19 protein-coding genes are annotated in these 24,102 nt (G+C 71.2%); 5 read left to right on the top strand and 14 right to left on the bottom strand.

The features are described 5' to 3' along the window. Positions 1–69 precede the first annotated feature (69 nt). Complete coding sequence (locus CF165_RS26320; protein ID WP_093950252.1) at positions 70–1,194, top strand: Hsp70 family protein; 1,125 nt, start codon at positions 70–72, stop codon at positions 1,192–1,194. Next, on the top strand, positions 1,191–3,566 hold the full coding sequence (locus CF165_RS26315; protein WP_093950251.1) for a helix-turn-helix transcriptional regulator: 2,376 nt from the start codon (positions 1,191–1,193) through the stop codon (positions 3,564–3,566). Before CF165_RS26320 ends, CF165_RS26315 begins: the two co-directional genes overlap by 4 nt. A 452-nt stretch (positions 3,567–4,018) precedes the next feature. Here the strand turns inward: CF165_RS26315 and CF165_RS26310 are convergent, their stop codons facing one another. The 4 genes from CF165_RS26310 to CF165_RS26295 form a co-directional block, all read right to left on the bottom strand. Beyond that, positions 4,019–4,255: a hypothetical protein gene (locus tag CF165_RS26310; RefSeq protein WP_143268667.1), complete on the bottom strand. Its 237-nt coding sequence runs from the start codon at positions 4,253–4,255 to the stop codon at positions 4,019–4,021. Positions 4,256–4,494: 239 nt separating this feature from the next. Then, positions 4,495–7,134, bottom strand: a complete 2,640-nt coding sequence (locus CF165_RS26305; RefSeq protein ID WP_093950340.1) for a fibronectin type III domain-containing protein — start codon at positions 7,132–7,134, stop codon at positions 4,495–4,497. Between the two features lie 97 nt (positions 7,135–7,231). Next, complete coding sequence (locus CF165_RS26300) at positions 7,232–7,975, bottom strand: ferredoxin reductase (RefSeq protein ID WP_093950249.1); 744 nt, start codon at positions 7,973–7,975, stop codon at positions 7,232–7,234. Then, complete coding sequence (locus CF165_RS26295; protein ID WP_093950248.1) at positions 7,945–8,544, bottom strand: sulfite oxidase-like oxidoreductase; 600 nt, start codon at positions 8,542–8,544, stop codon at positions 7,945–7,947. Before CF165_RS26295 ends, CF165_RS26300 begins: the two co-directional genes overlap by 31 nt. A gap of 203 nt (positions 8,545–8,747) precedes the next feature. Here CF165_RS26295 and CF165_RS26290 point away from each other — a divergent pair, with 203 nt between their 5' ends. The 3 genes from CF165_RS26290 to CF165_RS26280 all read left to right on the top strand — a co-directional run bounded on the left by CF165_RS26290 (position 8,748) and on the right by CF165_RS26280 (position 10,976). Further along, the gene (locus CF165_RS26290) at positions 8,748–9,656 is read left to right on the top strand and encodes an ornithine cyclodeaminase family protein (protein WP_093950247.1); all 909 of its coding nucleotides are present in this window, start codon (positions 8,748–8,750) and stop codon (positions 9,654–9,656) included. 140 nt (positions 9,657–9,796) lie between these two features. Further along, positions 9,797–10,051, top strand: coding sequence for a hypothetical protein (locus CF165_RS26285; RefSeq protein ID WP_003083120.1), 255 nt, complete (start codon positions 9,797–9,799; stop codon positions 10,049–10,051). Between the two features lie 82 nt (positions 10,052–10,133). Then, the gene (locus tag CF165_RS26280; protein ID WP_093950246.1) at positions 10,134–10,976 is read left to right on the top strand and encodes an LmeA family phospholipid-binding protein; all 843 of its coding nucleotides are present in this window, start codon (positions 10,134–10,136) and stop codon (positions 10,974–10,976) included. An 85-nt stretch (positions 10,977–11,061) separates the two neighbouring features. On the opposite strand, the gene CF165_RS26275 is transcribed toward CF165_RS26280, so the two are convergent. From CF165_RS26275 to CF165_RS26230, 10 genes are all read right to left on the bottom strand, one after another. Beyond that, a complete protein-coding gene (locus CF165_RS26275) occupies positions 11,062–11,628 on the bottom strand; it encodes a hypothetical protein (protein ID WP_093950245.1) in 567 nt (188 codons plus the stop codon). Continuing rightward, positions 11,625–13,235 carry a substrate-binding domain-containing protein gene (locus tag CF165_RS26270; protein ID WP_093950244.1) on the bottom strand — a complete coding sequence of 537 codons (1,611 nt, stop codon included), beginning with the start codon at positions 13,233–13,235 and terminating at the stop codon, positions 11,625–11,627. Before CF165_RS26270 ends, CF165_RS26275 begins: the two co-directional genes overlap by 4 nt. After that, positions 13,235–14,359 carry a toxic anion resistance protein gene (locus CF165_RS26265; RefSeq protein WP_093950243.1) on the bottom strand — a complete coding sequence of 375 codons (1,125 nt, stop codon included), beginning with the start codon at positions 14,357–14,359 and terminating at the stop codon, positions 13,235–13,237. Before CF165_RS26265 ends, CF165_RS26270 begins: the two co-directional genes overlap by 1 nt. Before the next feature lies 1 nt (position 14,360). Next, positions 14,361–15,428, bottom strand: a complete 1,068-nt coding sequence (locus tag CF165_RS26260; RefSeq protein ID WP_093950242.1) for a hypothetical protein — start codon at positions 15,426–15,428, stop codon at positions 14,361–14,363. An 83-nt stretch (positions 15,429–15,511) separates the two neighbouring features. Further along, complete coding sequence (locus tag CF165_RS26255) at positions 15,512–17,005, bottom strand: carboxylesterase/lipase family protein (protein WP_093950241.1); 1,494 nt, start codon at positions 17,003–17,005, stop codon at positions 15,512–15,514. Continuing rightward, a complete protein-coding gene (locus CF165_RS26250) occupies positions 17,005–18,426 on the bottom strand; it encodes an ATP-binding protein (RefSeq protein ID WP_093950240.1) in 1,422 nt (473 codons plus the stop codon). The genes CF165_RS26255 and CF165_RS26250 overlap by 1 nt, the downstream gene beginning before the upstream one ends. Next, positions 18,423–20,075, bottom strand: a complete 1,653-nt coding sequence (locus CF165_RS26245; RefSeq protein ID WP_093950239.1) for a response regulator — start codon at positions 20,073–20,075, stop codon at positions 18,423–18,425. Before CF165_RS26245 ends, CF165_RS26250 begins: the two co-directional genes overlap by 4 nt. 9 nt (positions 20,076–20,084) lie before the next feature. Further along, positions 20,085–21,011: a ribonuclease Z gene (locus CF165_RS26240; RefSeq protein WP_093950238.1), complete on the bottom strand. Its 927-nt coding sequence runs from the start codon at positions 21,009–21,011 to the stop codon at positions 20,085–20,087. A 13-nt stretch (positions 21,012–21,024) separates the two neighbouring features. After that, positions 21,025–21,594: an HdeD family acid-resistance protein gene (locus CF165_RS26235; protein WP_093950237.1), complete on the bottom strand. Its 570-nt coding sequence runs from the start codon at positions 21,592–21,594 to the stop codon at positions 21,025–21,027. Positions 21,595–21,727: 133 nt separating this feature from the next. After that, entirely contained in the window at positions 21,728–23,899 is a 2,172-nt protein-coding gene (locus CF165_RS26230) for an RICIN domain-containing protein (RefSeq protein ID WP_240521796.1), read from the bottom strand. Positions 23,900–24,102: the final 203 nt, after the last annotated feature.

The following is a 24,102-nucleotide window of genomic DNA, read 5'->3' as shown; positions in this document are numbered from 1 at the left end:
GAGGATGCCCCGAGCCCTAGGGGGATTCCCTGCCCCTGTTCGGCCCTGCGAGGTGAGGAGGAAGCACCGTTGCCCTACGTCCTCGGGATCGACGTGGCACAGGGACGGACCCACGCCGCCACCTGCCGCCGTCAAGGCCCCGGCTGGGGCGAACCCGAACCCCTCTGGCTGGGTGAGCGATCCCCCGCCGCGGCGTCCGCGCTGTTCCTCGACGACGAGGGGTACCTGCTCACCGGGGACGCGGCCGCGCAGGCGGGCGCCGAAGTCCCGTCCCGGCTGCTCACCGGCTTCCACCGGCGGATCGGCGACGACGTGCCGATGCTCGTCGAGGGAGAGCCGTTCCCGCCCGAAACGCTCACCGCCGTGCTCGTCGAAGGCATCGCCGAGCACGCCGCGAACCTCTTCGGCGGCGCCCCGGACCACCTCGTGCTCACCCACCCCGGCGACTGGGGCACCTACCGCCGTGACGTGCTGCGGCGGGCGCTGGCCGACACCGGGTTCACCGCCGTCACGCTGGTCCCCGGCTCGATCGCCGCGCTGGACGCGCACCTGCCCGTCCCCGGTCCCGGCGCCCAGGTCGCCGGGGTGTGCGAGTTCGGCGCCGACGGCGTGAACGTCACGCTGGCGACGGCGTCCGGCGCGAGTGGCTGGCAACCCGGCGCGAGTGCCGAGGGGGTGGCCCCGGCGGCCGCGCTCAGCACCCTGTTCGCCCTCGCCGGTGCGGCCTCGACGTCACCCAAGGGGCTCGCCGGAGTGGTCTTCTGCGGCGACGTCCCCCCGCACGCGCTGCCGGCCCGGCCGCCGTGCCCGGTGTTCGCGGGACCGGTTCCGCCGGCGACCGCCGCGCTCGGCGCGGCCGCCCTCGCGGCGCTGCGTGCCGACGGCCGGGGGACGCCGCAGGAGCCTCCCGCCGTCGAAACCACCCTGCTCCCCCAGGTGGACACGCTCGGTGAGCTCGGCGAGCGGCCGCCCCGGCCGCCGGTCGAGATCACGCCGTTCGAACTGCCCGAGCGCAGCAGCCCGCTGAACCTGTTCCGGCGCCGGCGCCCCCTCGCCGCCGCGATCCTGGTGCTCGCCGCGGCCGTCTCGGCCGGCGCGATCACCCTCACCGCCCGTGAAGCCAACGCGGGTCCCCCCGCTCCCCCCACCCCCGCCCCGAGCCACTGCGCCCCCTCCGGTGAAGGTCACTGTTGAACACGCTGCTCACGCAGGTCCCCCCGCTTCGCACCATTCCCGTGCACCCGGCGGCGCGGCGGCTGCTCGACCGCGTCGCCGCCGAACCGGCCGCGCCGCTGCGGCTCGCCGTCGTCGCCCCCGGCGGGTACGGCAAGAGCGTGCTGCTCGCCGCGCTCGACCGCTGCTACCGGGACGCGGGCGTCAACGCCGTGCTCGTCGACGACGCCGACCGGCTCGCCCCCGACCAGCTGGCGGAACTGCTCACCGGCGCGGACGGGCCGATCGTCGTCGCGCACCGGCCGGCCGCGGTGGCACCCGGCTGGACGCTGCTGCAGCTCGGCCCGCTCGGCGTCGAAGACATCGCGCAGCTGATGTCCGCGGCGACGGGTTCGCCCGCCGACCCGGTGGCCGCGGCCGAACTGCACGCCCGCAGCGGCGGCGTGCCGCGGCTGGCCGAGCGTGCGCTGCTCGGGCGGCTGGAGGAGTTCCGGCCGGAGCTCGACGAGCTCGACGACGACGTGCTGCGCTACCTGATCGCGGCCGAAGCCGGGGCGGGGCGCAACCTGGACCTGTTGTGCGCGTTGCTGGACCGCGACGCCGACCAGCTGCCCGGCATCGTCGACGGCGCCCGCGCGACCGGCCTGCTGGCCCCCGACGACACGCTGCTGCCCCTGGCGGCCGCGGCCGTCCGCGACTTCGGGCCGCCCGCCCGCCGGCTGACCACCGTTCAGCGGCTGGTCGAGCTGCAGCTGGCGAACGGGCTCCCGGTGCTCGACCTGGCGTGCTCGCTGCTCGGCACGGGCAGTTCCGGCGCGTCCGCGGCGGCCGCGTTCGCCGCGGCCGCGGGCGAAGCGCTGCCGACCGACGCGCGGCTCGCGACCCGGCTGTTCGAAGCCGCCGCCGAAGCAGGCGACCGCTCCCCCGCCGTCACGGCGGGCTGGGCTCGCGCGGCGGCGTTGTCCGGCGACCTCGACACCGCGCTGCAGCTCGGCGACGGGATGCTCGGCGCGGCCGACGCGGAAACCCGTGCGGCGGGGGCGGAAATCGCCGCGACGGTCCTGGCGCACCGCGGCGAACTGGCCCGCAGCGCCGAGCTGTACCACTGGGCGGGCCGCACGGACGCGTTCTCGGCGACGGCGCTGGTCGGCACGGGTGACCTCGAAGGCGCCCGGCGTCTCCTGGACTCCCCCACGCCCGGCGTCGCGCCGACGTTGTTCGCGGGCGCGGCGGCCCGGATGGCCCGCGGCATCGTGGATTCGGTGTCCGGCTGCGCGACGGAGACGTTGTCGACGCTCCTCGGCGCGGCGGCGATGCTGGAGCCGGCGCTGGGCGGCACGCTGCTGCCGGACAGCCCGGCCGCGCTGGCCGCGCTCGCCGCCCTGCACACCGGGGAACTGGCGCTGGCGGAGTCCGTGCTGGCCCGGGCGTTGGACGGCCGGATCGGCGGAGACCTCCTGGCGGCCCGGCACCGCCTGCTCCTGGGCTGGGTGGCGATGACGGCGGGCGACCTCGCGACGGCGGCGGAACACCGCGACGCCGTGGCGGGTCTGACGTTGGAAGCCCGCGACGAGCTGTTCTTCGCGACGCTGGAGCTGGGCCTGGCCCGGCGGGCGAGCGACCTGGTCGGGCTGCAGCGGTCGTGGAACCGCGCGTACCAGGCGTCGATGCGGCAGCAGACGGACCTGTTCACGCTGCTGCCCCTGGGCGAGCTGGCGATCGCCGCGGCCCGCACCGGCGCGTTCGCCAAGCTGTCCGGCCAGCTCGAACGCGCCCACGGCCTCCTGTCCCGCCTCGGCGAGCCTCCATTGTGGACGGTGTCGCTGGTCTGGCACGAGCTCCACGCGGCGATCACGCTGGAGGACGCGGAAGCGGCCAAGGCGCACCTGGCGACGTTGACGCAGCACGCCCACTGCGGCCGCCACCCGCACGCACTGGCCACGGCGGCCCAGAGCTGGCTGGCGGTCCTGAGCGGAACATTCGACCCGGCGGTGATTTCGGCGGCGGCAGCGGAGCTGCACGAGCTGGGCCTCCGCTGGGACGCGGCCCGCCTGGCCGGCCAGGCGGCGATCCGGACGTCGGATCGCAAAGCGATGGTCCAGCTCCTGGAAGCGGCCCGCCAGTTCCAGGGAACGGCGGCCCGCCGCGAACCCGGGGCGTCGGCGGAACCGGCGGGCGGGACGGGATTGGCGGCGTTGAGCGAACGGGAGCTCGAGGTGGCCAGGCTCGTCGTCGAGGGGCTGACGTACAAGCAGGCGGGCAGCAAGCTGTTCATTTCGGGCAAGACGGTGGAGCACCACATGGCCCGGATCCGAGGAAAGCTGGGCGCGGCTGATCGGCGTGAGCTGCTGGCGACGCTGCGGGAGTTGTTGTCCCGGCCCGACGCTCCCTGAGCCACCGCCTTTCGCGGCCCGGTCCGGCTACACCGGGCTTTCCCGGGTCGTGTGCACGATCAGCGGACACACGCGGCACGCTGCCGGACCTTCCTGCGCGAACCAAACGCAGCTTCGCCGGATCCCGCACCGGGGAAGACCCTGCGTCCGGTCCCCGCCCTCGGGAAGGGCGGCCACCGCTCCGGCGAGCGAGCAGGCCCGGTCTTTCCAATGGGCACACCGCTCCTGCGCACACGGCTCGCTGAAACGCAGGCGCGCCTCAGGTGTACCGGTTTCTTCGGCCGCGCCGACGAAACCGGAATCCACCACTTGCGGGCGGCCCAGGTAACGCACCCGGCCGTCCGTGCCGATCAAGCCGATCAGCAGCGCGCCCTCACGGCAGCGGCCACTGGGGCACCTCGACCGGGCGGCTTCCGCATCCGGACCGGTGGCATCAGCGGACTCCGTCCCGCTCACGATTCCCGGATCGCCCGGATCGCAATTCCCCTCGGCCCCACGAGATCGGGAAGCCGCAGCGTCGCATCGAACCGGGGGATCTTCGGTTTCTCCGCGAGATCAAGGGACGCGATCTCGGCGAGCACCGCTTTCTGGATCGCGTGGGCGATCTTGTCCTGAGCTTCCCCAGGGAGGTCGAGGCCGCGCAAGTCGACCGTGAACGTGCCGTCTTCCGAACGCTCTGCCTGCGTCATTTTCTCCCCAATCCCTCGATCACCCTCACACCACACCGCGAACAGATCGACGACAATCCGGCCTGGCGTAAAAATCACCACCAGACCGGAGTCGCCGTGCCGTGACTTTCCGGATCAAATTATCGTTCTATCGCAACGTCGGAGTGTACGACGCCGATGGATTGATCGCAATTTCCCGGTCTTTCCCGGCGGTTTTCCCGCGGTGACGCTGATCGATTCCGGAGTGCGCGCGACGCGAATCAGCCGGTGGCGGCAGTCGTGGCCGTGAACGTGGCTGCCGGGCCGGTGCCCGTCGCCGTTACCGCCGCCACCGTGAACGTGTACGCCGTTGCCGGCTGCAGGCCGTCCACCACTCTCGTCATGCCCTTGATCGTCGGCTGGGAGACCAGTGCGTCGCGGCCCTGGACCGTGATCGTGCGGCCGTCGGAGACCGTGATCGTGTAGGCCAGTACCGGCGTGTCGCCCGTTGCCGCCGGAGGGTTCCAGCGGCTGGATGCCGCCGTCGCGCTCGGGAGGGCTCGGGCGCTCGTCGGTGCGCCCGGGAGTGCGCCCGGCTTCGGGCCCGGGGTCACCGGGGCCGCCGGCAGCGAAGGCTCGCTTGTGCCGTACGCGTTACGAGCCGCGACCGTCACCGTGTACGGAGTTCCGTTCGTCAGGCCCGAGACCTCCGCGTACGCACGCTTCGCGAAATCGGCGGCGGATATCGTCGCCGTGAGCGTGCGGCCGCCGCCTGTTGCCGTCACCACGTAGGCCGTGACCGGGGCGTTGTTGAAGGCGAACGTCGGGTTCCAGGTCGCGTACAGCTTGCCGTCGACCGCGAACGTGCCCACGCGCGATGGCGCTTCGGGGGGTGCGCATCCGCCGATCCGGCGGGCAAGCAGGCCGCGGTAGGCCGGTTCGAGGCCCGCGTTCGCGACGATCGCCGCCGGGGCGTCGGACGGGCGGCCCAGGAGCTTGTTGCCGCGCGTGATCGCGCCCTTGTCGGTCTTGTCGCGGTCACCCTGCTCCCAGTAGTTGTCCTCGACCAGCGTCGGGTCGTTGTTGCCGAGGTCGTCGCGGTAGTCGACGTGCACCGTGCCGACGTTGAAGTACGCCGTGCGGTACAGGACGTTGCCGCGGATCGTCTCGTACGTGTTGCCGTTGTCGGTGTACACGGCCTTGCCGAGACCCCACTGGTCGTGCACCACGTTGCCGGTGACCTTCTCGCCGTCTTCGAGCGAAGTGCCGGTGATGCCCTGGGTGTAGATGCCGCCACCGTCGTCGAGCATGAGCATGTAGTCGAAGATCAGGTTGTCCGAGACGACGTTGTCGTGCGAGAGGTTCGGCGTCGCCGGCTTCTTGATCTTGTCCGGCCAGCCGCCCCAGCCGAGCGAGATCGCCGAGTAGCCGACGTGGTCGATCTGGTTGTGGGAGATGGTGTTCCGCACGGTGTAGCCGTTGACGATGGGCACCCCGCCGTGGAATTCGCGCGGCAGGCCGTAGAGGTGGTTGTCGGTCACCACGACGTCGCGGACGACGTCGGCGTCGGTGTCCGTGACGGGCTTGTCGACCCCGCCGACCTGGACGCCGTTGCCGGAAATGTCGGTGAAGACGTCGCCGCGGACCTGGGACTCCTTGGTGCCGTCGATGAGGTCGAGCCCGGCGCCGCCGAGGTGGGCGAACACGCTGTCACTGAACTCGACGCGCCGGCCGTGCGACACGGAGACGTTCGCGGGTTCCCGCGTCCACGACGCGTAGGGGCAGGTGCCGCCGGGGACGAACTGGCACAGGCCCTGCACCGCCCAGCCGTCGGCACCGGTGATCGTGTAGCCCGCCTGGATTTCCGAAAAGCCCTCCGGCGACGACGGCGTCAGCCACGTCGCGTAAGAGAAGCGCAACCCGCGGAAGGCGACGTCGTGGATCGGCGCCGCGGCCGTGCCTTGCGCGTCGACGAGCTTCTCGAGCACCGGCACCTCGACGTCGGCGCGGCGAAGGTCCTGACCCGGCTTCGGCAGGTAGTAGACGACGTGGGCGGATCGGTCGAGGTACCACTCGCCGGGGGTGTCGAGCAGTTCGAAGGCGTTTTCCGCGTAGGTCGGATGCCGCCCGTTGGTGAGGTCGGCCGGGCCGACCATGTTCACGCTGCGGCCGGGGATGTCCGGGAACAGCACGCGTTTCGTGGAGTTGTCCCAACACGGCTGGGCCATCGTGATCGTGGCGCCCTCGGCCGCGGCGAGGGGGCAGCGCGGCTCGGTCCACTGACCGAGGCCGTCGCGCTGGATGTTCCAGAGCGCCTCGCCCGCGGTGTAGACGAACTCGACGTCCTTCGGATTCCGCCAGTGCGCCAAGGTGTCCGCGCTCGCGGTGTATCCGGTGGCGGTCGCCTTGACGGTGACCGGCAGCGGGCCACGGGCGCGCTGTTCGCGAACGCCGTCGACGTACAACTGCCGGGTGTTGTCCAGGCCGGCGGGCGCGGGCGCGGCGAACAGCCCGGGACGCCCGGGAACCGGCCGCCAGCCGGTGACCCGCAGGCCGCCGTTCAGCTCGGTGTCGCCGCTGCCCTGCCAGATGACGCGGTGGCCGTTGCCGCCGGAGTCCCGGGCGTCGAGGCGCAGCGGCTGCGCCAGCCGGAAGACGCCGGGGGCGAGGTGCACGGTGAGATCGCGGCTGAGGTGCGGCGCGCGCTGCCGCACGAGGTCACGCGCCTTGTCGAGGGTCCGCACGGGCCAGTGCGCGGTGCCCGGGGCGTGGTCGGATCCGGCGGGCGAGACGTAGACGTCCTGGCTCGCGGCGTCCGGATCCGCCGCGGCCACCGAGCCGGTCGTGGCGAGCAGCGCGCCCGCCCCCAGGAGAACGACCACCGCGGTGCGGCGCCGCTTCGAGCCCCACTTGGTCAGCATGGACGAAACATAGGATCTCTCGCGGCCCATGTCGACCATTTCCCGCTCATCGGGGCATGAAGTCACCTATTCATCGGATGACGCTCGGCCAAGCCGCTCAGTCTCGGCTGGGGCCGAAGCGTTCCGTGCGGATGCGGTGCGGGTCGTGGCCGAGGGCGACGAGGATGTCCGCCACGGTCTCCACGAAACCCGTCGGGCCGCAGACGAAGCAGGTCGCGCCGAACTCCGCGGGCCAGGCAGCCGTGTTGAGCGTGGCCACGTCGATGCGCCGCGGAATGCCGGGGCGCCCTTCGGGGAGTTCGCGGGTGTAGACGTACGTGACGTCCAGGCCCGCCAGCGGCGTGCGCAGCTCCTCGGCGTAGTACAGCTCGGCCGGGGTGCGCAGCGAGTAGATCAGCTTGAACGGCGTCCGGACGCCTGCCGCGCGGCGGGCGCGGACCATCGCCATCAGCGGCACGATGCCCGAGCCGCCCGCGACGAGCAGCACCGGCGCCGGGTCCACCGGCCGCCAGACGAACCAGCCGCCGACCGGCCCGCGGATCTCGACCGGGTCGCCGATCGCGTACGGGCCGGTGAGGTGCTCGGACACCTCGCCGTCGGCAACGCGCTGCACCGTCAGCTCGACCCGGTCGCCATCGGCCGGCGCGGCGAGCGAATAGCTGCGCTGCGCGCGATAGCCGTCCGCGGCCGTGAGCCGGACGTCGACGTGCTGCCCCGCGAGATGCCCGGGCCAGCCGGGCAGGTCGAAGACGAGCGTGCGCGCCGTCGGCGTCTCGTCGCGGAAGCCGGCCAGGCGGGCGACCCGCCAGGCTAGTCGCCCTGATACCGCTGTTCGCGCCATGGATCCCCGTAGTCGTGGTAGCCGGCGTTTTCCCAGAAGCCCGGCTCGTCCCGGGTCTTCAGCTCCAGCCCGCGCACCCACTTCGCGGACTTCCAGAAGTACAGGTGCGGCACGAGCAGCCGCGCCGGGCCGCCGTGCTCGGGGGTGAGCGGCTTGCCGCCGTACTCGTAGGCGATCCAGGCCTGGCCGTCGAGCAGGTCGGCCAGCGGCAGGTTCGTCGTGTACCCGCCGTAGGCGTGCACCATGACGTAGTCGGCCTCGGTGTCGAGCCCACCGACCAGCGTGTCGATCGAAACGCCGCGCCACCGGGTGTCCAGTTTGGACCACTGGGTGACGCAGTGGATGTCCACCGTGGGCTTTTCGCTGGGCAGCGCCATCAGCTCGGCCCAGCTCCAGCTGTGCTTGTCACCGGTCTCGGTGGTGACGGTGAACTCCCACGTCTCGGTGCGCACGCGCGGGGTCGGGCCCGCCGACAGCACCGGGAAGTCCTCGGCCAGGTACTGCCCGGGCGGCAAGCGCGGGTTGCCGCCGCGAGCCCGGCCTTGGAAACCCGGTGTCACGACACCCATGCGGCACTCCCTTCCCGGTCCCGGCGAGCCTACGCCCGGACCCGCAGCCCCAGCGACGTGACGAGCACCGCAGCTTGTTCGGGTGACACGGCGCCGACGAGCGCAGATTGTGTCGGTCCCCTCCGCCCCCGCCACGATTCGTCATCTTGCGTGGTGTCGGACACCCCGCCAGGCTGGCGGCAGCCGATCCCGGGGGGCCGCCCATGCTCGACGCCGACGATGTCCGGAGCGCCGTGTCGATGCCCGCCGCCGTTGATGCCGTGCGGGAGGCGTTTCTCGACCTCGCTGCCGGGCGTTTCGTGGTGCCGCAACGGTTGTCCTTCGGCGGCGGTACCACGCTCGTGATGAGTGCCTGCCACACGCCGTCGTCGACGACCGTCGTGAAGACGCTCAACCTGGCGCCCGGGCGGACGCCGATGATCCTGGGCACGCTCGTGTGGAACACCGCCGCGGGCCAGGTGGTCGCCGACGCTGTCGAGGTCACCGCCTTGCGCACGGGTGCCGTGTCCGGCGTTGCCACGGATCTGCTCGCCCCGGCCGGCGCGAGCAGGCTCGCCCTCCTCGGGACCGGTGCGCAGGCCGCCGACCAGGTTCGCGCCGTCGCGGCGGTCCGCCCGGTGCGCAGCTTGGCCGTCTTCGGCCGCGACCGCGAGCGCGCGCAGGCCTTCACGGCTCGGCTGGGCTCGGAGTTCCCCGAAGTGGTGACGCGGGTGGCGCCGTTCGCGGCGGACGCGGTGTCGGACGCCGAGATCGTCTGCTGCGCTACTTCATCCAGTACTCCTCTCTTCCCGGCCGAAGCCTTGCCCGAACGGGTTCACGTCAACGCGATCGGTTCGTACCTGCCGTCCATGCGGGAACTTCCCGCGGAGCTCCTCCGGACCGCGAGCTGCGTCGTGGTGGACCAGGTCGACGCCGCGCTCGAAGAGGCCGGTGAGGTGATCCACGCCGTCGACACCGGGCTTCTCGAACGAGCCGGCCTGCTGGAGCTGGGCCACGCCCTGCGCACGCCCCCGGCGGCGACCGGGCGGACGGTGTTCAAGTCCGTGGGTCTCGCCGTGCAGGACTGGGCCCTCGCCCGGCTGCTCGGCGCCGATCGAGAAAGCGTCGACTGAACGTGTCCGCGCGACTCCTGAGAGCAACAGGAAGCGGCCGAACGGCGCAATCTGGGGGTTGGAGCGTTTGATCGGTCACCCGATCCGGGAATTTTCCGGACATGTCTCCTTGGCGAACCACCACCAGACGGAACACGGCCGTGCGGGTCATCACGGCGATCGGCGCGATCTTCGCGGGGATCGAAGTTCTCTACATGATCATGGTGCTGGCCGGTGCCAACGCCGGCAACGCCTTCTTCCAGTTCATCAAGTCGCTGGCGGTTCCTCTCGCCTTGTTCTGGCCCGGTTTGTTCCCGGTGGACAGCCCCAGCCTCGCCGTGATCCTCGACTACGGTCTGGCGGCGGTGTTCTGGCTGGTCGTGACCGGCATCATCGCCCGCTTCGCGGGCCGGTGACGGCGGTCGGCCCGCTGTCCGCACCCGCCTCGAGAGCCACCCGCCCTCGCCGCCCCCGGTGTCCTTCGGCGACACTGGACGGATGAGCGACGGCGGGTGGTTCGACGGGTGGTCGCCCTGGCCCGAACTGGCCGGGCTGGCCGCGGCCGGGCGTTCCCTGTTCCCGAACGTCCCGGTCACGCCGGCCGCCTTGGCACGCACGGTCACCGAGCAGCTCGTCGGCCGCAGGCTGACGGCCAACCTGGGCGACCGGAACAGAGGCGGCTCGAACGCGGGCGACCGCGAAGTCCGCTTCACCCTCGCCGAACTCGACTATCCGGCTGACAGCCTCCGGCTGGCCACCGGCCGCCTCGGCGACGTCCGGATCGTCGCCGAGGACGTCGACTGGCCCGAACCCGACGGCGGCAGCATTCCGCTGCGCCGGGTCACCGTGACCGCCGAAGACGTCCGCCTCCGCTCGCTGCCCACGCCGGCCGCCATTCCCGCCCGGGTGCGGCTGCGGATCGCCGTGTCCGCGGACGTGCTGCGCGAACGGGTGGCGGCGGTCCGGCCCGGGATCGTCGCGGCCCCGGCCGGGGACGGGCTGCTCCGGATCCACTGGGCCAAGCACCCGCACTGGGGCCACCTGACCCTGCGGCCCCAGGTGTCGGACGACGAAGTGGTGCTCCTGCCCCAGACCCTCCACATCGGACAGAAGGAACTGCGGGCACCGAAGCGGTTCCGGCCCATCGTGCTGCCCCTGCCCGAACTGCCGCCGGGGATAAGGCTGACGAAGGTCGAGCCCCAGCACGACGAACTCGCGCTGCACGCAGTGGCGGAGGAATGGCCGGACCGGCTTTCCCGCATTCCCCTCGCGGACCTGCTGGGCTGGCTGACGACCGCCGCGATGACGTTGACCCTGCCGAAACTCGGTACGCGTTCATGACTTCCTCCCCTGACGAGCCAGACACCGCCCACGCTACTCGAACGCGCGTTCGAACATCATCACTCACAAGGGTAGAGCCGGAGACTCAGGCGTCCCGGTCCCGAAGATAGCGCGTGTGGTCGGCCTGGCGATCGACCTCGGAGGCGTAGAACCGCTCGGCCACCCGGTGCGCCTCCGCTTCGAGCAAACCCAGCTGTGCCACCAGTTCCTCGCCCGCACCGGCCCGCCGGGCCGCGAACCACCACGGCAGGTTCAGGTAGGTCTCCAGCGACAACGGCAGGTCCGTGCCCGCCAGGCGCACGACGGCGTGCCGGAGATCGGGATCGGCGGACAGCCGGGCGGGCTGGGCCAGCAGGTCCCGCAACACTTCGGCGATGCGTCCTGCAGTGTCCACAACGGACGGCGGCATGCGCGAGGCTTGCGCCGAGACCCGCCGCACCAGCGTCTCCAACGACGAACGCAGCTCGGCGGACGTGTCGGGAACCAGCCGCACCTTCTCCGCCGGCGCGAGCAGCGCCCCGGCGGCGTACAACGCCCCGACGACGAACGGCCAGAACCACCCGACCACCCCGGTCAGGTGCAGTACCACGCCGATCAGCCCGCCGACGCAGCCGGCGAGGTTCTTGGTCGAGCCCAGGTATCGCAGCATCATTGGTACCCGCGGATCTCCTGGAACACCTGCGCGAGCCGGACGTTCCGCGCGTCGAACACCTTCCCGCCGGTCCGCGTCGCGACCTGGGTCAGCTCGTCGCTGCTGCCCTCGCCGAACAGCACGGTGAACACCGGCACCTGCTTCATCGAGGGTGGCAGCGAACCGGACCACGCCAGGAAGTCGGCAAGGGACGAACCGTTCGCGTTCTCGCCGTCGGTCATCAGGACGATCGAGGTGAACCGGTCGGGATCCTGGGCGGCCAAGGGTTCCAGCACCCGGTAGGCCTGGGACAGGCTGTCGTAGATCGCCGTCCCGCCCCGGGCCGAAAGCCCTTCGGCGAACGCCTTGATCCGCGCCAGCTCCCCCTCGGGATTCTGCTCCGGCACGGTGAACGTCCGAGGCGTCCCCGGTCCGCTGTTGAACGGCAGCATCGTCACCTCCTCCCGGCTCCGGAACCGCCGGAACCGGCCGGTGAGCGAGTCGTCGGCGCCCGTCAGCCCCGCCAACGCCGTCCGCAGGGAGTCGATCCGCTCGCCCTCCATCGACCCGGACGTGTCGAGCACGTACAGCGTCCGCGAAGGACGGCGGATCTTGTCGAAGTAGGCCGTCAGCAGCGCGTCGACGGCCTGCCGCGTCGCCGGGAACGGCAGCTCGACGAGGTCGTGCGCCGCGAACTGCGCCCCCAGCGCGACACCCGGCACGACCGGACGCCGTTGCGTGGTCTCCATGATCCGCTTCTGGACGTCCGGCGTGCGTAAGTAGTCCGAAAGCCGCTGGTGCGCCGAACGCGCGTCGGAACCGGCGTCCGCCAGCAGGGAAAGCGGGTAGTCGGCCGTGACGACGCCGTCGCTCGGGTAGATCAACGTCAGGGGCTCCGGCAGCTTCCCGGACGCGTTCGCCGAGAGCAGCACGGACTCGTAGTTGACCAGCCCGTCGACCTTCTGCCCGGGGTCCTGGCCGGTGGCGCGGCGCGTGTACGCGTCGGACAGCCAGCCCGAAGACCCCGCCGAAAGCGCCTGCGCGCCGAAGAACTGCGTCAGCCGCGGAGTGACCGCAACGATCTGCCGGGCGTCGATCGCGTTGCCGGCTCCCGCCAGCGCCGACGCGACCCCCACCAGCGCCGAGAACCCGGAGTTCGACGCCGACGGGTCCGTCATCCCGTAGCTGAACGCCTTCTTCCCCGCCTGCTCGGCGATCTCGCCCCAGCCGACCGGCTTGCCCACCCAGCCGAGCCGCTGGGCCACCGACGTCGCGAGCCCGAGCACCACCGGCGAGCTCATGATCTTGACCTGGTTCCCGAGCCGCTTCGCCGCTTCGGGAATGCTTGCCGGATAACGGTTCGAGGAGAACCACACGGCGTCGTACTTCCCGTCGACACTGCCGTTCGCCAGCGCTTCGGCGCCCTCCAGCGTGCCGGTGTAGGTGAACTTGACCTTGACACCGGTGGCCTTCGCGGCTTCGTCGAGCACCGGCTGCATGTCCGCCAGTTCGCTGCCCGCGAGCACCCGCAAGGTCCCCGGCTCGGGATCCCCCAGCGGGGCGGACGACGAATCCGAACAGCCGGCCAGCAGCAGGGCCCCCAAGAAGAGCGCCAGCACCTTTCTCATCATTCCCCCTCGTGCGAACGGCGCAGGTGGTCTTCGGCGCGGCGGATCTCGCCCGACAGCGACTCGACCGTGACGGCCATCGTGCGGACGGCGTCGGCACGGAACCCGTCGATCGCGTCGATCGAGGCGTAGATCCGGTCGAACGACTGGCGGATCGTCTCGGTGGCGACGGCCGGGTCGCTGCTCGCCTTCCGGATCTCCGCCGACTGCGACGTCAGCAGCTCGGAGTTCGCGCAGATCAGCCCGTCGGTGGTCGCCTGCAGCGCCGCCACCTCGTCGAGGACGTCGCGCTGGCTCGCCAAAGCGCCGCTGACCAGCAACGCGACCCGCAGTGCGGCCACGGTCGTCGACACCGCCCGCTCGACGCCGCGGACGAGTTCGTCATTGGTGCGCCGCACCAGGTCCAGCGCGAGGTAGCCCTGCGCGCTGACCGCGAGCTGGGTCAGCAGGTCCTGGTGCCGTTGCCGGATCGGGTACAGCACGTCACTCCGCAACGCGGTGGCACGCGCGGGGTCCGTCAGGTCGAAGACCCCGGCCTGCGCCTCGATCGCGCCGTCGACCGCCTCGGCGAAGGCGGCCGCTTCGGCGAGCTTCCCCATGACCTTCCACAGCCGCTCGCGCTCGCCCTTGATCGTGGCGTTGTCGCGACGCAGGACGTCCTGGCGGCCGCGCAGGTCGACGACCAGGGCGTTGACCGGCTCGTTCGCCGCGCGGTACCGGTCCAGGGCGCGCTTCGCGCCGGCGGCGACCGGGAACATCCCGAGCAGCTTCCGGCCGGTGAGCGGCAGCTTCGCCGGGTCCAGCTCGGCGACCGCGCGGCGCAGACTCGCCAGGCTTGTCGTGACCCCCTCCTGCGGGGAGGCCGCGCTGCGCAGGGACCGCTCGAGCATCGACCCCGCGACGCCGGCCGCGGCCCGCATGTCGGCCTCGCCGACGGCCAGCAGCTCGTCCAGGAGGTCGGCGAACTCCGGCGATCGGACGTCGAGCGCTTCCAACCGCGATGCGAACTTCGCGGCGCGGACGGTGACTTCCGACCGCGTGTCGTCGCTGAGCGTGATGAGCCCGGCGGCGCGTTCGGCGGGGATCGCCGTGACCGGTTCCGGTGGGATGAGCGCGAAGTCCATGTCAGTACTGCTTGCCGACGGCGTCGAGCAACCGCTCGAGGGTTTCGAACGACGGCGGTTCGACGGCGTCCACGAGGTCCGCCGGCGCGTGGGACCGGGCGGCGACGTCGGCGAACAGCTTCGGGTCGTTCGTGCGGAAGCCGAAGGTCGCGGCGAGGTGGCCCAGTTCGGGGTCGGTCGCGAGGAGCTGCCCCACCTTGTCGCCGTCCGCGCTCAGCGGGACCAGGGTGTGCTTCGAGTACACCGTCGGCGCGGTGTAGAGCATCCGCATGTCCGGCCGGATCGAGCCGTCACCGCGCACGACCCGGTCCACGTACTGCGACTCGTAGACCAACGCGAGCGGCGTCTTGCCCATGCCCGCCGACAGGTAGTCCTCGAACGGCCCTTCGGTGCTGTTCTGCGTGTACCCCTGGTCCAGGAACAGCTTCGCCACCGAGGGCAGCACCTTCGCCTCCTGCTCCGGCGTGCTGACGACGGCGTTCCCGTTGGCCACGAAGGAAACGATCGACAGGTACATCGCCGCGGAGTTCGACTCGCGCGGGTCGGTCGTGGTGACCAGGACGTTCTTGCGGGCCGGGTAGGAAGTGTTGCCGGGCAGCTGGTCCCAGCGCGTTCCCGCCTTCGCCAGCTCCAGGTACTTCGTGACGTCGAGGACGTCGTAGTCGCCGGCCCCCTTGTGCACCACGCCGTTCGCCCGCAGCAACGCCACGATCGGCTCGAAGGTCGCGATCGCCATCGGCGACTGGAACGGCGTGTACACCGTGGTCACCTTGCGGTCGCGCTGGATCTTCCGCGCGGCCGGCGACGACGACGGGAAGGCGAACGCGTACTTCCCGAGGTCCACGGTCGTCGCGAGCTGGCGTGACCCGGCGGTGTCGACCTCGACCTTCACCCCGTGGTGCGCGAAGGCGTCGACGACACGCTGATTGGTGAAGAACGCCTGCTTCTCGGAACCGATCACCCCGCGCACGGTCGTGAGATCCGGCTTGGAGTCGTCACCCCAGATGATCACGGCCACGACGGCCAGCAGGAGCACCACGGCCAGTCCGATCGACACCCGGCGTTTCACTGAGCCACTCCCCTCGACGGACCTTCGCTCATTGGACGCGGGAGCGAGCCGGTTCGAAGTGAACAGGGGGTGAAGGAACGGTCTCAGGTCACCGGGAACCAGGTCCCGGACGCCCATTCCGTGTCGCCCCAGGCTTTCCGCTCGTCCGCCCGTGGGTCGAGCACCAGATCCGTGTCTTCCCGGAAAACCAGCACCGGACGCAGTTCCGGGCCGTACGGCGGCCATTCGGGACCGTCGGCGTCCGCGACGCCGTCGCGGACGAACCGCACCCAGCAGCGGTGGATCAGCAACGCCGCGCGCTCGCGCTTCGGGTTCACGTCGGTCGCCTGCGCGTACAGCGGCAACGGCGTCTTCCACGCCATCGTCGTTTCGGTGCCGTGGCCGCCGTCGAGCTGTTCGGGCACGCCGGGCGCGGCGACGTCGATGCGGTAGCGGTAGACGGGTGCGTGCGCGGACTGCGCGTCGGCGAGCCGCTGCGTCGGGATGCCGTACCGTTCGTCGCCCATCGCGGCGATCTTCGCGGCCTGGAGGTCGGGAACACGGCGAAGATACGTCTCCAGAAGCCGCGTAGCGCCTTCCTCGCCGAGGATGCTCGCGAGCACACCGGCGGCGGGAGCCGTCGCGACGTCGTCGCCCAGCATCATCGCGTACGTGCTGCCTTCGTTGCTGTTGTTGCCGATCAGCAGCGGGATCCCGGCCGCGCTGCCCCGGCGGATCGGCTCGATCGGCACCTCCGGCAGCACCCGGGGGTGCAGCGTCGGCCGCCAGAGCCACAGCGCCTGGAACCCGGTCAGGATCCGCTCCTGCGCCTCGACGAACTCCTTGGCCGGGACCGACCGCAAAGCAGCCATGTCATGGCAGCCGACTTCGTCGAGGAGCCGCCGGGCCAGCGCCGTCCCGGCTTCGGGCGTCGCGACGTGGTCGGCACCGCCGCTGCTGCTGATCGCCTGGGCGAACAGCCCGGCGCCCAGCGGGCTGCCCATCAGGTTCCCTACGCTCTTCGCGCCCGCCGAGACGCCGTAGACGGTGATCCGCGCGGGGTCGCCGCCGAACGCGGAAACGTTGCGGCGCACCCACTTGAGCGCCTCGATCTGGTCGAGCAGGCCGCACACCCCGGCATCCGCTTCGGACTCGCCGAAGATCCCGGCGAGGTGCAGGAAGCCGAGCGAACCGAGCCGGTAGTTGATCGTGACGACGACGATCCCGGCCCGCGCGAACTCCTCGCCGTCACCCAGCTGCTCGCCGTGGCCGACGCGGTAACCGCCGCCGTGCAGCCAGAACAGCACCGGCCACCCGCCGTCGGGCGCGGGTCCCTCGGGGGTGCAGACGTTGAGGTACAGGCAGTCCTCGTCGCACACGGCGGACGGGTTCATCGGGTCCGGCGACTGCATCGCGTGCGGGCCGTGCTCGGTCGCGACGTGCACACCGCCGGACTGCGACGGCGGCCGCGGCGCCTTCCACCGCAGCTCGCCGACCGGCGGGCGGGCGTACGGGATCCCGCGCCAGACGCGGACGCCGTCGCCCGCCAGCCCCACCAGCGTCCCGAGCTCGGTCGTGACCGCCGGGACGGAACCCATCAGAGCGAGGCCTGCTCGACCGTCGGCAGGCAGATCTCGAACCGGGTGTTCCCCGGCTCGGACTCGACGCGCAGGTCGCCCTGGTGGCGTTCGACGACGATCTTCCACGAGATGTCCAGGCCGAGCCCGGTGCCCTCGCCGACCGGCTTCGTCGTGAAGAACGGCTCGAAGATCCGCGGCTTGATCTCCTCGGGGATGCCCGGCCCGGTGTCGCCGATGGCGACCCGCACCTGGTCGTTCTGGCCCCAGGTGCGCAACGTGAGCGTGCCTTCGCCCTTCATCGCGCCGAGGGCGTTGTCGATGACGTTCGTCCAGACCTGGTTCAGCTCGGCCGGGTACGCCGGGATCTTCGGCAGGGCGCGGTCGTACTCCTTGACGACGCGGATCCCGGGGCCGATCTTGCCGGCGAGCATGACGAGCGTGGAGTCGAGGCCGTCGTGGACGTCGACCCACTGGTGCGGCGCCCGGTCCATCTGCGAGTACTGCTTGGCCTTGCCGACCAGCGCGGAGATGCGCGTGGTGGAGTCCTCGATCTCGCCCATCAGCATCTCGGTCTCGAGCGCGTAGGCGAGCCAGCGGACGGCGCCTTCGATGAAGGTGTCGCCGACCTGCTCGAGGACGTGGTCCAGGTCGGACGTGGTGAGCCCGGCGCGGACGTAGATGTCGGCGAGGTCCCAGCCGCCGTCGATGCCGCGGTCGTCGAACCAGTCGCCGATCTCGTCCTCGCGGTCGGACTGCTGCATCGCGGTCAGCTTCTCCGCCTGCGCGACCTGCTTGACCAGGCGTTCCTGGACGTCGATGAGCTGGTAGAGCAGCTCCGGGTCGATGTCCTTCTTCGCCAGGAAGGCGAGCTTGTGCCGCATCCCGGCGACGCGTTCACGCAGGGCGGAGGTCGCCCGGACGGCGGCCGCGGCCGGGTTGTTCAGCTCGTGCGTCAGGCCCGCCGACAGTTCGCCGAGGGCGAGCAGCCGGCGGCGCGAGCCGACCACGGTGTCGCTGTTGCGCCAGCCGAGGTACATGCCCTCCAGCAGGTGCGTGGCCATCGGGAACCACCTGCGGAACTGGACGGCGAACTCGCTCGCCGGCAGCGCGACCAGCGTCAGGTCGCTCAGCGCCTGCACAGTCGCGCCGTAGCGGTGCTCGGCCTCCTGGTGCACGAAGAACTGCGTCGCACCGAAGTAGGCACCGCGCTGGTCGGAGCGGGTGGTCTCGACCTCGGTGCCGCTGACCATCCGCGTCATCCGGACGGCACCGTGCAGGATCACGTAGAAGCAGGTCGCTTCGTCGCCCTCGCGGATGACGGCGCTGTCGCCCTCGTACTCCTCGAGCACGGCGTTGGCGGCGACCCAGTCGAGCTGCTCTTCGGAAAGGTGTTCGAACAGGAAGAGGCCGCGAAGCTCTTCCCGCGGCAGTGCGCTCATTGTTCCTCCAGGTACCGGTGTACCAGCGTCACGGCCATCGCGCCCTCGCCGACCGCGGACGCCACCCGCTTGACCGACTGGGACCGCACGTCACCGGCCACGAACACGCCGGGGATCGACGACTCGAGGTAGTGCGGATCACGGTCGAGCGGCCAGCCCGCCGGCCGCTGCCCGGCGCTCAGGAGGTCCGGCCCGGTGCACACGAAGCCGTGCTCGTCGCGGTGGATGGCGTCGCCGAGCCAGTCGGTGCGCGGGGCGGCGCCGATGAAGATGAACAGGTGCCCGCTCTCGACCGTCTCGGTGACGCCGTTCTCGCACAGCGTGATCCGCTCGAGGTGGCCGTCGCCGTGGACCTGCTTGACCGTGGTGTGCGTGCGGACGTGGATGTTCTCGATGCCGGCGATCTGCTCGATCAGGTAGTGCGACATCGACGCTTCCAGCGACGAGCCGCGCACCAGGATCGTGACGTCGCTGGCGTGCCGGGAGAAGAACACCGCGGCCTGCCCGGCGGAGTTGGCGCCGCCGACGATGTAGACGTGCTCGCCCTTGCACTCGGGCGCCTCGGTCGCAGCCGAGCCGTAGTAGACGCCGCGGCCGCTCAGCTCCTCGATCCCCTCGGCGTCCAGGGCGCGGTAGTTCACGCCGCTCGCGAGGATCACCGAGTGCGCGGCGATCTCGCTGCCGTCGCCGAAGGTGATCACCCGCTGCGAGCCGCGGGCCTCCAGGCCGACGACGTCGCGCGCGGTCAGCACCTCGGCGCCGAACTTCTGCGCCTGGCGCCGCGCCCGGTCGGTCAGCTGCGCGCCGGAGACGCCGTCCGGGAAGCCGAGGTAGTTCTCGATGCGCGAGCTCGTCCCGGCCTGGCCGCCGGTGGCCTTCTTCTCGACGAGCACCGTGCGCAGGCCCTCGGACGCGCCGTACACCGCGGCGCCGAGGCCGGCGGGGCCGCCGCCGATCACGACGAGGTCGTAGAACTCCTGCGCCGGTCGGGTCGACAAGCCGACCGCGTCGGCGATCTCGCCGCCGGTCGGCTGCTTCAGGACAGTCCCGTCCGGGGTGACGACGACCGGGATGTCCTTTTCCGTGGCGTCCGCGGCCTGCAGGATCCGGGCGGCCTCGTCGTCGTCGACGGAGAACCAGCGGTAGGGCACGGCGTTGCGGGCGAGGAAGTCGCGCAGGTGGAACGACGGCGAGTTGTACCGGTGGCCGATGAGCTTGACCTCTTCGACCGGCCGGTCCCCGACGGCTTTCCACGTCTCGACCAGCGCGTCGATCACCGGGTAGAGCTTCTCCTCCGGCGGGTCCCACGGCTTGAGCAGGTAGTGGTCGACGTCGACGACGTTGATCGCCTGGATCGCGGCGTCGGTGTCGGCGTAGGCGGTCAGCAGGGCGCGGCGGGCGTGCGGGAACAGGTCCATCGCCTTCTCGAGGAAGGCGATCCCGTCCATCTGCGGCATCCGGTAGTCGGCGAGGATCGCCGCGACGGCGTCGCCGCGCAGCTTGATCTCGCGCAGCGCGTCGAGCGCGTCCGCGCCGGAGTCGGCGCGGATGACGCGGTAGTCCTTCCCGTAGCGCCGCCGCAGGTCGCGGGCGACCGAGCGGGACACGGCGGGATCGTCGTCGACGGTCATCAGGATCGGCTGGCTCACGAATGCAGCCTACGGCGCGCCGTGCGCGGGCGGGGAGGAACGCCGCTTCGGCACCTGGACCCGCTCCAGGTCCTCGGCCACCACGATCTCCCCGTCGAACTCGGCTTTCGCCTCTTCGAGGAACCGCTGCGGATCCGGGTAGCGCTGCGAGAAGTGGGTCAGCACGAGCTGCCGGACACCGCTTTCGGCGGCCACGCGCGCGGCCTGTTGCGCGGTCAGGTGCCCGAAGTCGCGGGCGAAATGGGCGTCCTCGGCGAGGAACGTCGACTCGATCACGAGCATGTCGGCGTTTTCGCTGAGGGCGTACACCGCGTCGCACAGCCGGGTGTCCATCACGAACGCGAACCGCTGGCCGCGCCGCAGCTCGCTGACGTCGTCGAGGCTGGTGTCCCCGAGCCGGCCCTCGCGCTGCAGCCTGCCGACGTCCGGGCCGGTGATGCCGCGTTCTTTCAGTCGCTCGGGCAGCATGGTCCGGCCGTCCGGCTCGACTATGCGGTAGCCGAACGCTTCGACGGGGTGACTGAGCCGGCGGGCTTCGAGAGCCACCTTCCCGGTGGCGATCGGGCCGTCCTCGGCGATCGGGTGTTCCCGCAGGTCCGCCTGCTCGTAGAACGCCGTCGCGTGCCGCATCCGCTCGAAGTAGTGCGCGCCGGACGCCGGGAAGTGGGCGTGCACCGGATGGCCGACCTTGTCCAGCGACAGCCGCTGGATCACGCCGGGGAGGCCGAGGCTGTGGTCGCCGTGGAAGTGCGTGACGCAGATCCGCGTGATGTCCGTGGCGGCGACGCCGGCCCGCAGCATCTGCCGTTGGGTGCCTTCGCCGGGGTCGAAGAGGATCCCCTCGCCGTCCCAGCGGAGGAGGTAGCCGTTCTGGTTGCGGTGACGTGTGGGCACCTGGCTCGCGGTGCCCAGCACCACCAGTTCGCGGGTCGACACTCCCGCACGTTACTCAAGCGGCGGGGGTGGTGTCCCCCAGTTTGCGCAGCCGGAAGGCCAGCACCAGCAGCACGATCCCGTAGAGCAGCGCGTAGATCCCGACGAGCAGCGCGATGCCGTACGCGCCGGCGATCGGGTTGATCACGATCAGGATGCCCGCGAGCACGGAGATCGCGCCGGCCGCGATGAGGAACGCCTCGCCGCGGATCTGCTTGCGCAGCCGGATCGCCGCGGCGATCTCGGCGATGCCCGTGACGATCGCCCACAGGCCGACGAGCAGCGCCAGCAGCAGCACCGTGATCCCCGGCCACACGAGCACCAGGATGCCGGCGACGATGCCGAGCGCGCCGAGGACGCCGTAGGCCGCGCGGTGGGCGGCGTCGCCCGGCCGGAACGCCTGCATCAGGCCGCCGATGCCGTCGACGATCGCGTACACGCCGTACAGGATCGCCAAGACGAGCACGGTGGCACCGGGCCAGACCAGCGCGAAGAGCCCGAAGAGCACGGCGAACACCCCGCGGACGGCGGCGATCGGCCAGGCCCGGCGGGGTTCGACGACGGTGAACGCTGCGAAGGAGGTCATGAGGTCGCTCCTCGGGTGTGGGGCACCCAGTATCGCGGCGACCACCCCGGTGGGCTCCCCGAACACCCCGTTCGGGCGTATCCACAAAGGACCGGCGTGCGCCGCGGCCGCCACCACGGCGCACGCCGGTGGCTCAGGGGTAACTCACCAGGTTGACCGGCTTGGTCCCGGACGGGGTCGTCGCGCCGGTGCCGTTGATCACGTGCGTGATCGTGCCCTGGTAGTTGAGCGACACGGTGACCATGTCGTGGAACCGCACGCCCGGCGTGTTCGGCGCCTCGTAGGCGTGCGCGCTGGCGACCGACGGGTTGGCGCTGAAGTAGCAGTAGCTGCCCAGGCCCCAGGCCTCGTGGCTGGTGACGTTCGGGCCGACCTTGTAGGCGGAGAAGCCCGGCGTGGACCCGTTCATCCAGCTCGACTGGTCCGGCACGTCGTAGGGCATCTCGTTCTGGAATAAGTAGGTCCGGCCGCCGTTGCCGTTCCAGACCACCTGCGTCTTCTGGTAGTGCTCGACGAAGAGGCCGTACATGGTGACGTCGTTGCCGTTCACGACGAGCCCGGTGTCGGCGGTGTTGGTGGTCCAGCCGACGTACTCGTCGCGCTCGGCGTGATCGGCGCGCCAGATCCACATGTGGTCGCCGATCACGTTGCCGCTGTTGACGACCAGGCTGGTCGCCGCCTTGCCGACGGCGGCGCCGCCGATCCGGAAGAAGACGTCGTGCAGCGACGTCGGGTTCGCGGCGTGGTTCGCGGCCGAGCCGGCCGGGCCGACCTGCATGAGCGTGGCCGAGCTGGTCGTGCCGGCGTCGATCAGCAGGCCGGCGACCTTGACGCCGTCGACGTCGTCGACGGTCATCGCGGTGATGCCGTTGTCCGGGACGAGCGTGGCGATGCCGAGACCGAGCACGACGGTGTCCGGACGGGTGACGCGCAGCGTCTGGTTCAGGTGGTAGACACCGGGCGTGACCAGCAGGTTCTTCCCGGCGGCGAGCGCGGCGTTCAGGTCCGCGGCGGTGGCGCCGGGCTTGGCGATGTAGAACTGGCCGATGGGCAGCGACGTGCCCGGAGCGGTGCCGTTCGCCCAGGTCGTGCCGGACGCGTTGGTCTTCACGCTGGGCACGAACACCTGGTAGTTGCCCGCGCTGTCGATGTAGAGGAACGGCTTCTCGCGCACGACCGGCGTCTGGCCGACCGTCGTGTAGGGCGGCGCCGGGAAGGTGTTGGCGGGCGCGCCCTGCACACCGGCGAAGACCATGTTCCAGTTGGCGCCGGCCCAGCTGCCGAACTGCGAGTTGCGGGAGATCCACTGCTGCTGCGAGCCGGACCGGACCTGGCCGTCGACCTTAGTGTCGGAGATCCAGCCGCCGCTGGCCCAGCCGCCGTCGTCGAGCTGCAGGTCACCGCGGACGTGCATGCGGCGGTAGGGCGCGGCCTGGCTGACGGCCCACCGATCGGCGCCCCCGTTCGGGTTCACGGACAGGTTTTCGGCGCCCCGCCAGAAGTTCTGGGTGGCGTTCTGCGGCGGGAACCAGTCGGCCTCGACGTGCACGGCGCCGTTGATCGTGACGGCGTCCGGGCTCAGGCCGAGGCCCAGCACCTGGGTGTAGAAGCCAACGTTGACGTCGTTGGCGTAGGTGCCGGGCTTGAACATGACGGCGTAGCGCTGACTGCCGAACTGGTTGCGTTCCTGCTGGCTGAAGATGCTGTTGAGCCGGCTCTGGATCGTCGAGCTCGGCATGGACGGGTCGAAGATCACCACGTTCGGGCCGAAGTCGGGCTGGCTCGTCGTCACAGGCGTCAGCATGAAGGACTGGGCGGCGGTGCCGTTGCAGGAGTACTGCTGGAGCTGCACGGAGTCGGCGGCGGACGCCCCGGGCACATCGAGGCACTTCCCGCTGTTGCGGCTGACGAAGTGGTAGCGGCCGTTCCCCTCGTCGACGGCCTGCCACTGCTGGTTGGCGCCCCCGGAGTAGGTCCACAGCTGGACGAGCCCACCATCGGCGGCGGAGACGTCGGCGACATCCCAGGCGGCGGCCGGGTTGGTCCGGGCGTTCACCCGGAAGTAGCCGTCACCGGTGGGCTGGAACTGCCATTCCTGGGAGGAGGTCCGGTTGCAGGAGTACTGCTGGACGACGGTCCCGTTCGCGGAGCCGGCGGCCCGCGCGTCAACACACTTGCCGCTGTTGGCGGCGGTCACGGTGTACCACCCATCCGGGGTGACCGCGGCGTCCGCTGTCGTCGTCAGGCTTCCGACCAGGACCGACGCTGCCGCGAGGAGCGTCATCACCCGCCGTCTCGTCTTCATGCGAAACCTCCTCCGCCGCACCCGCGGCGTTCATCGAGAGGTGTGCCCGGGATGGAGACGCGGCGTAACGGGCGGGGACCTCGGCGTCACAACCGCGCAAAATGTAACGGCGACCACACTGCGGGTCAATACACGGCTAAAAATAAGGTATAAACGTGCAGGTCAGAGGCTTGTGGTTGCCGTGGGGACCCCCGCGCGAAGGG

Origin of the sequence: Amycolatopsis vastitatis (assembly GCF_002234595.1) — a bacterium.
Classification (GTDB): Bacteria; Actinomycetota; Actinomycetes; order Mycobacteriales; family Pseudonocardiaceae; genus Amycolatopsis; species Amycolatopsis vastitatis.
Note: the sequence above shows the minus strand (reverse complement) of the source record. Positions and strands in the feature narration are given on the sequence as shown.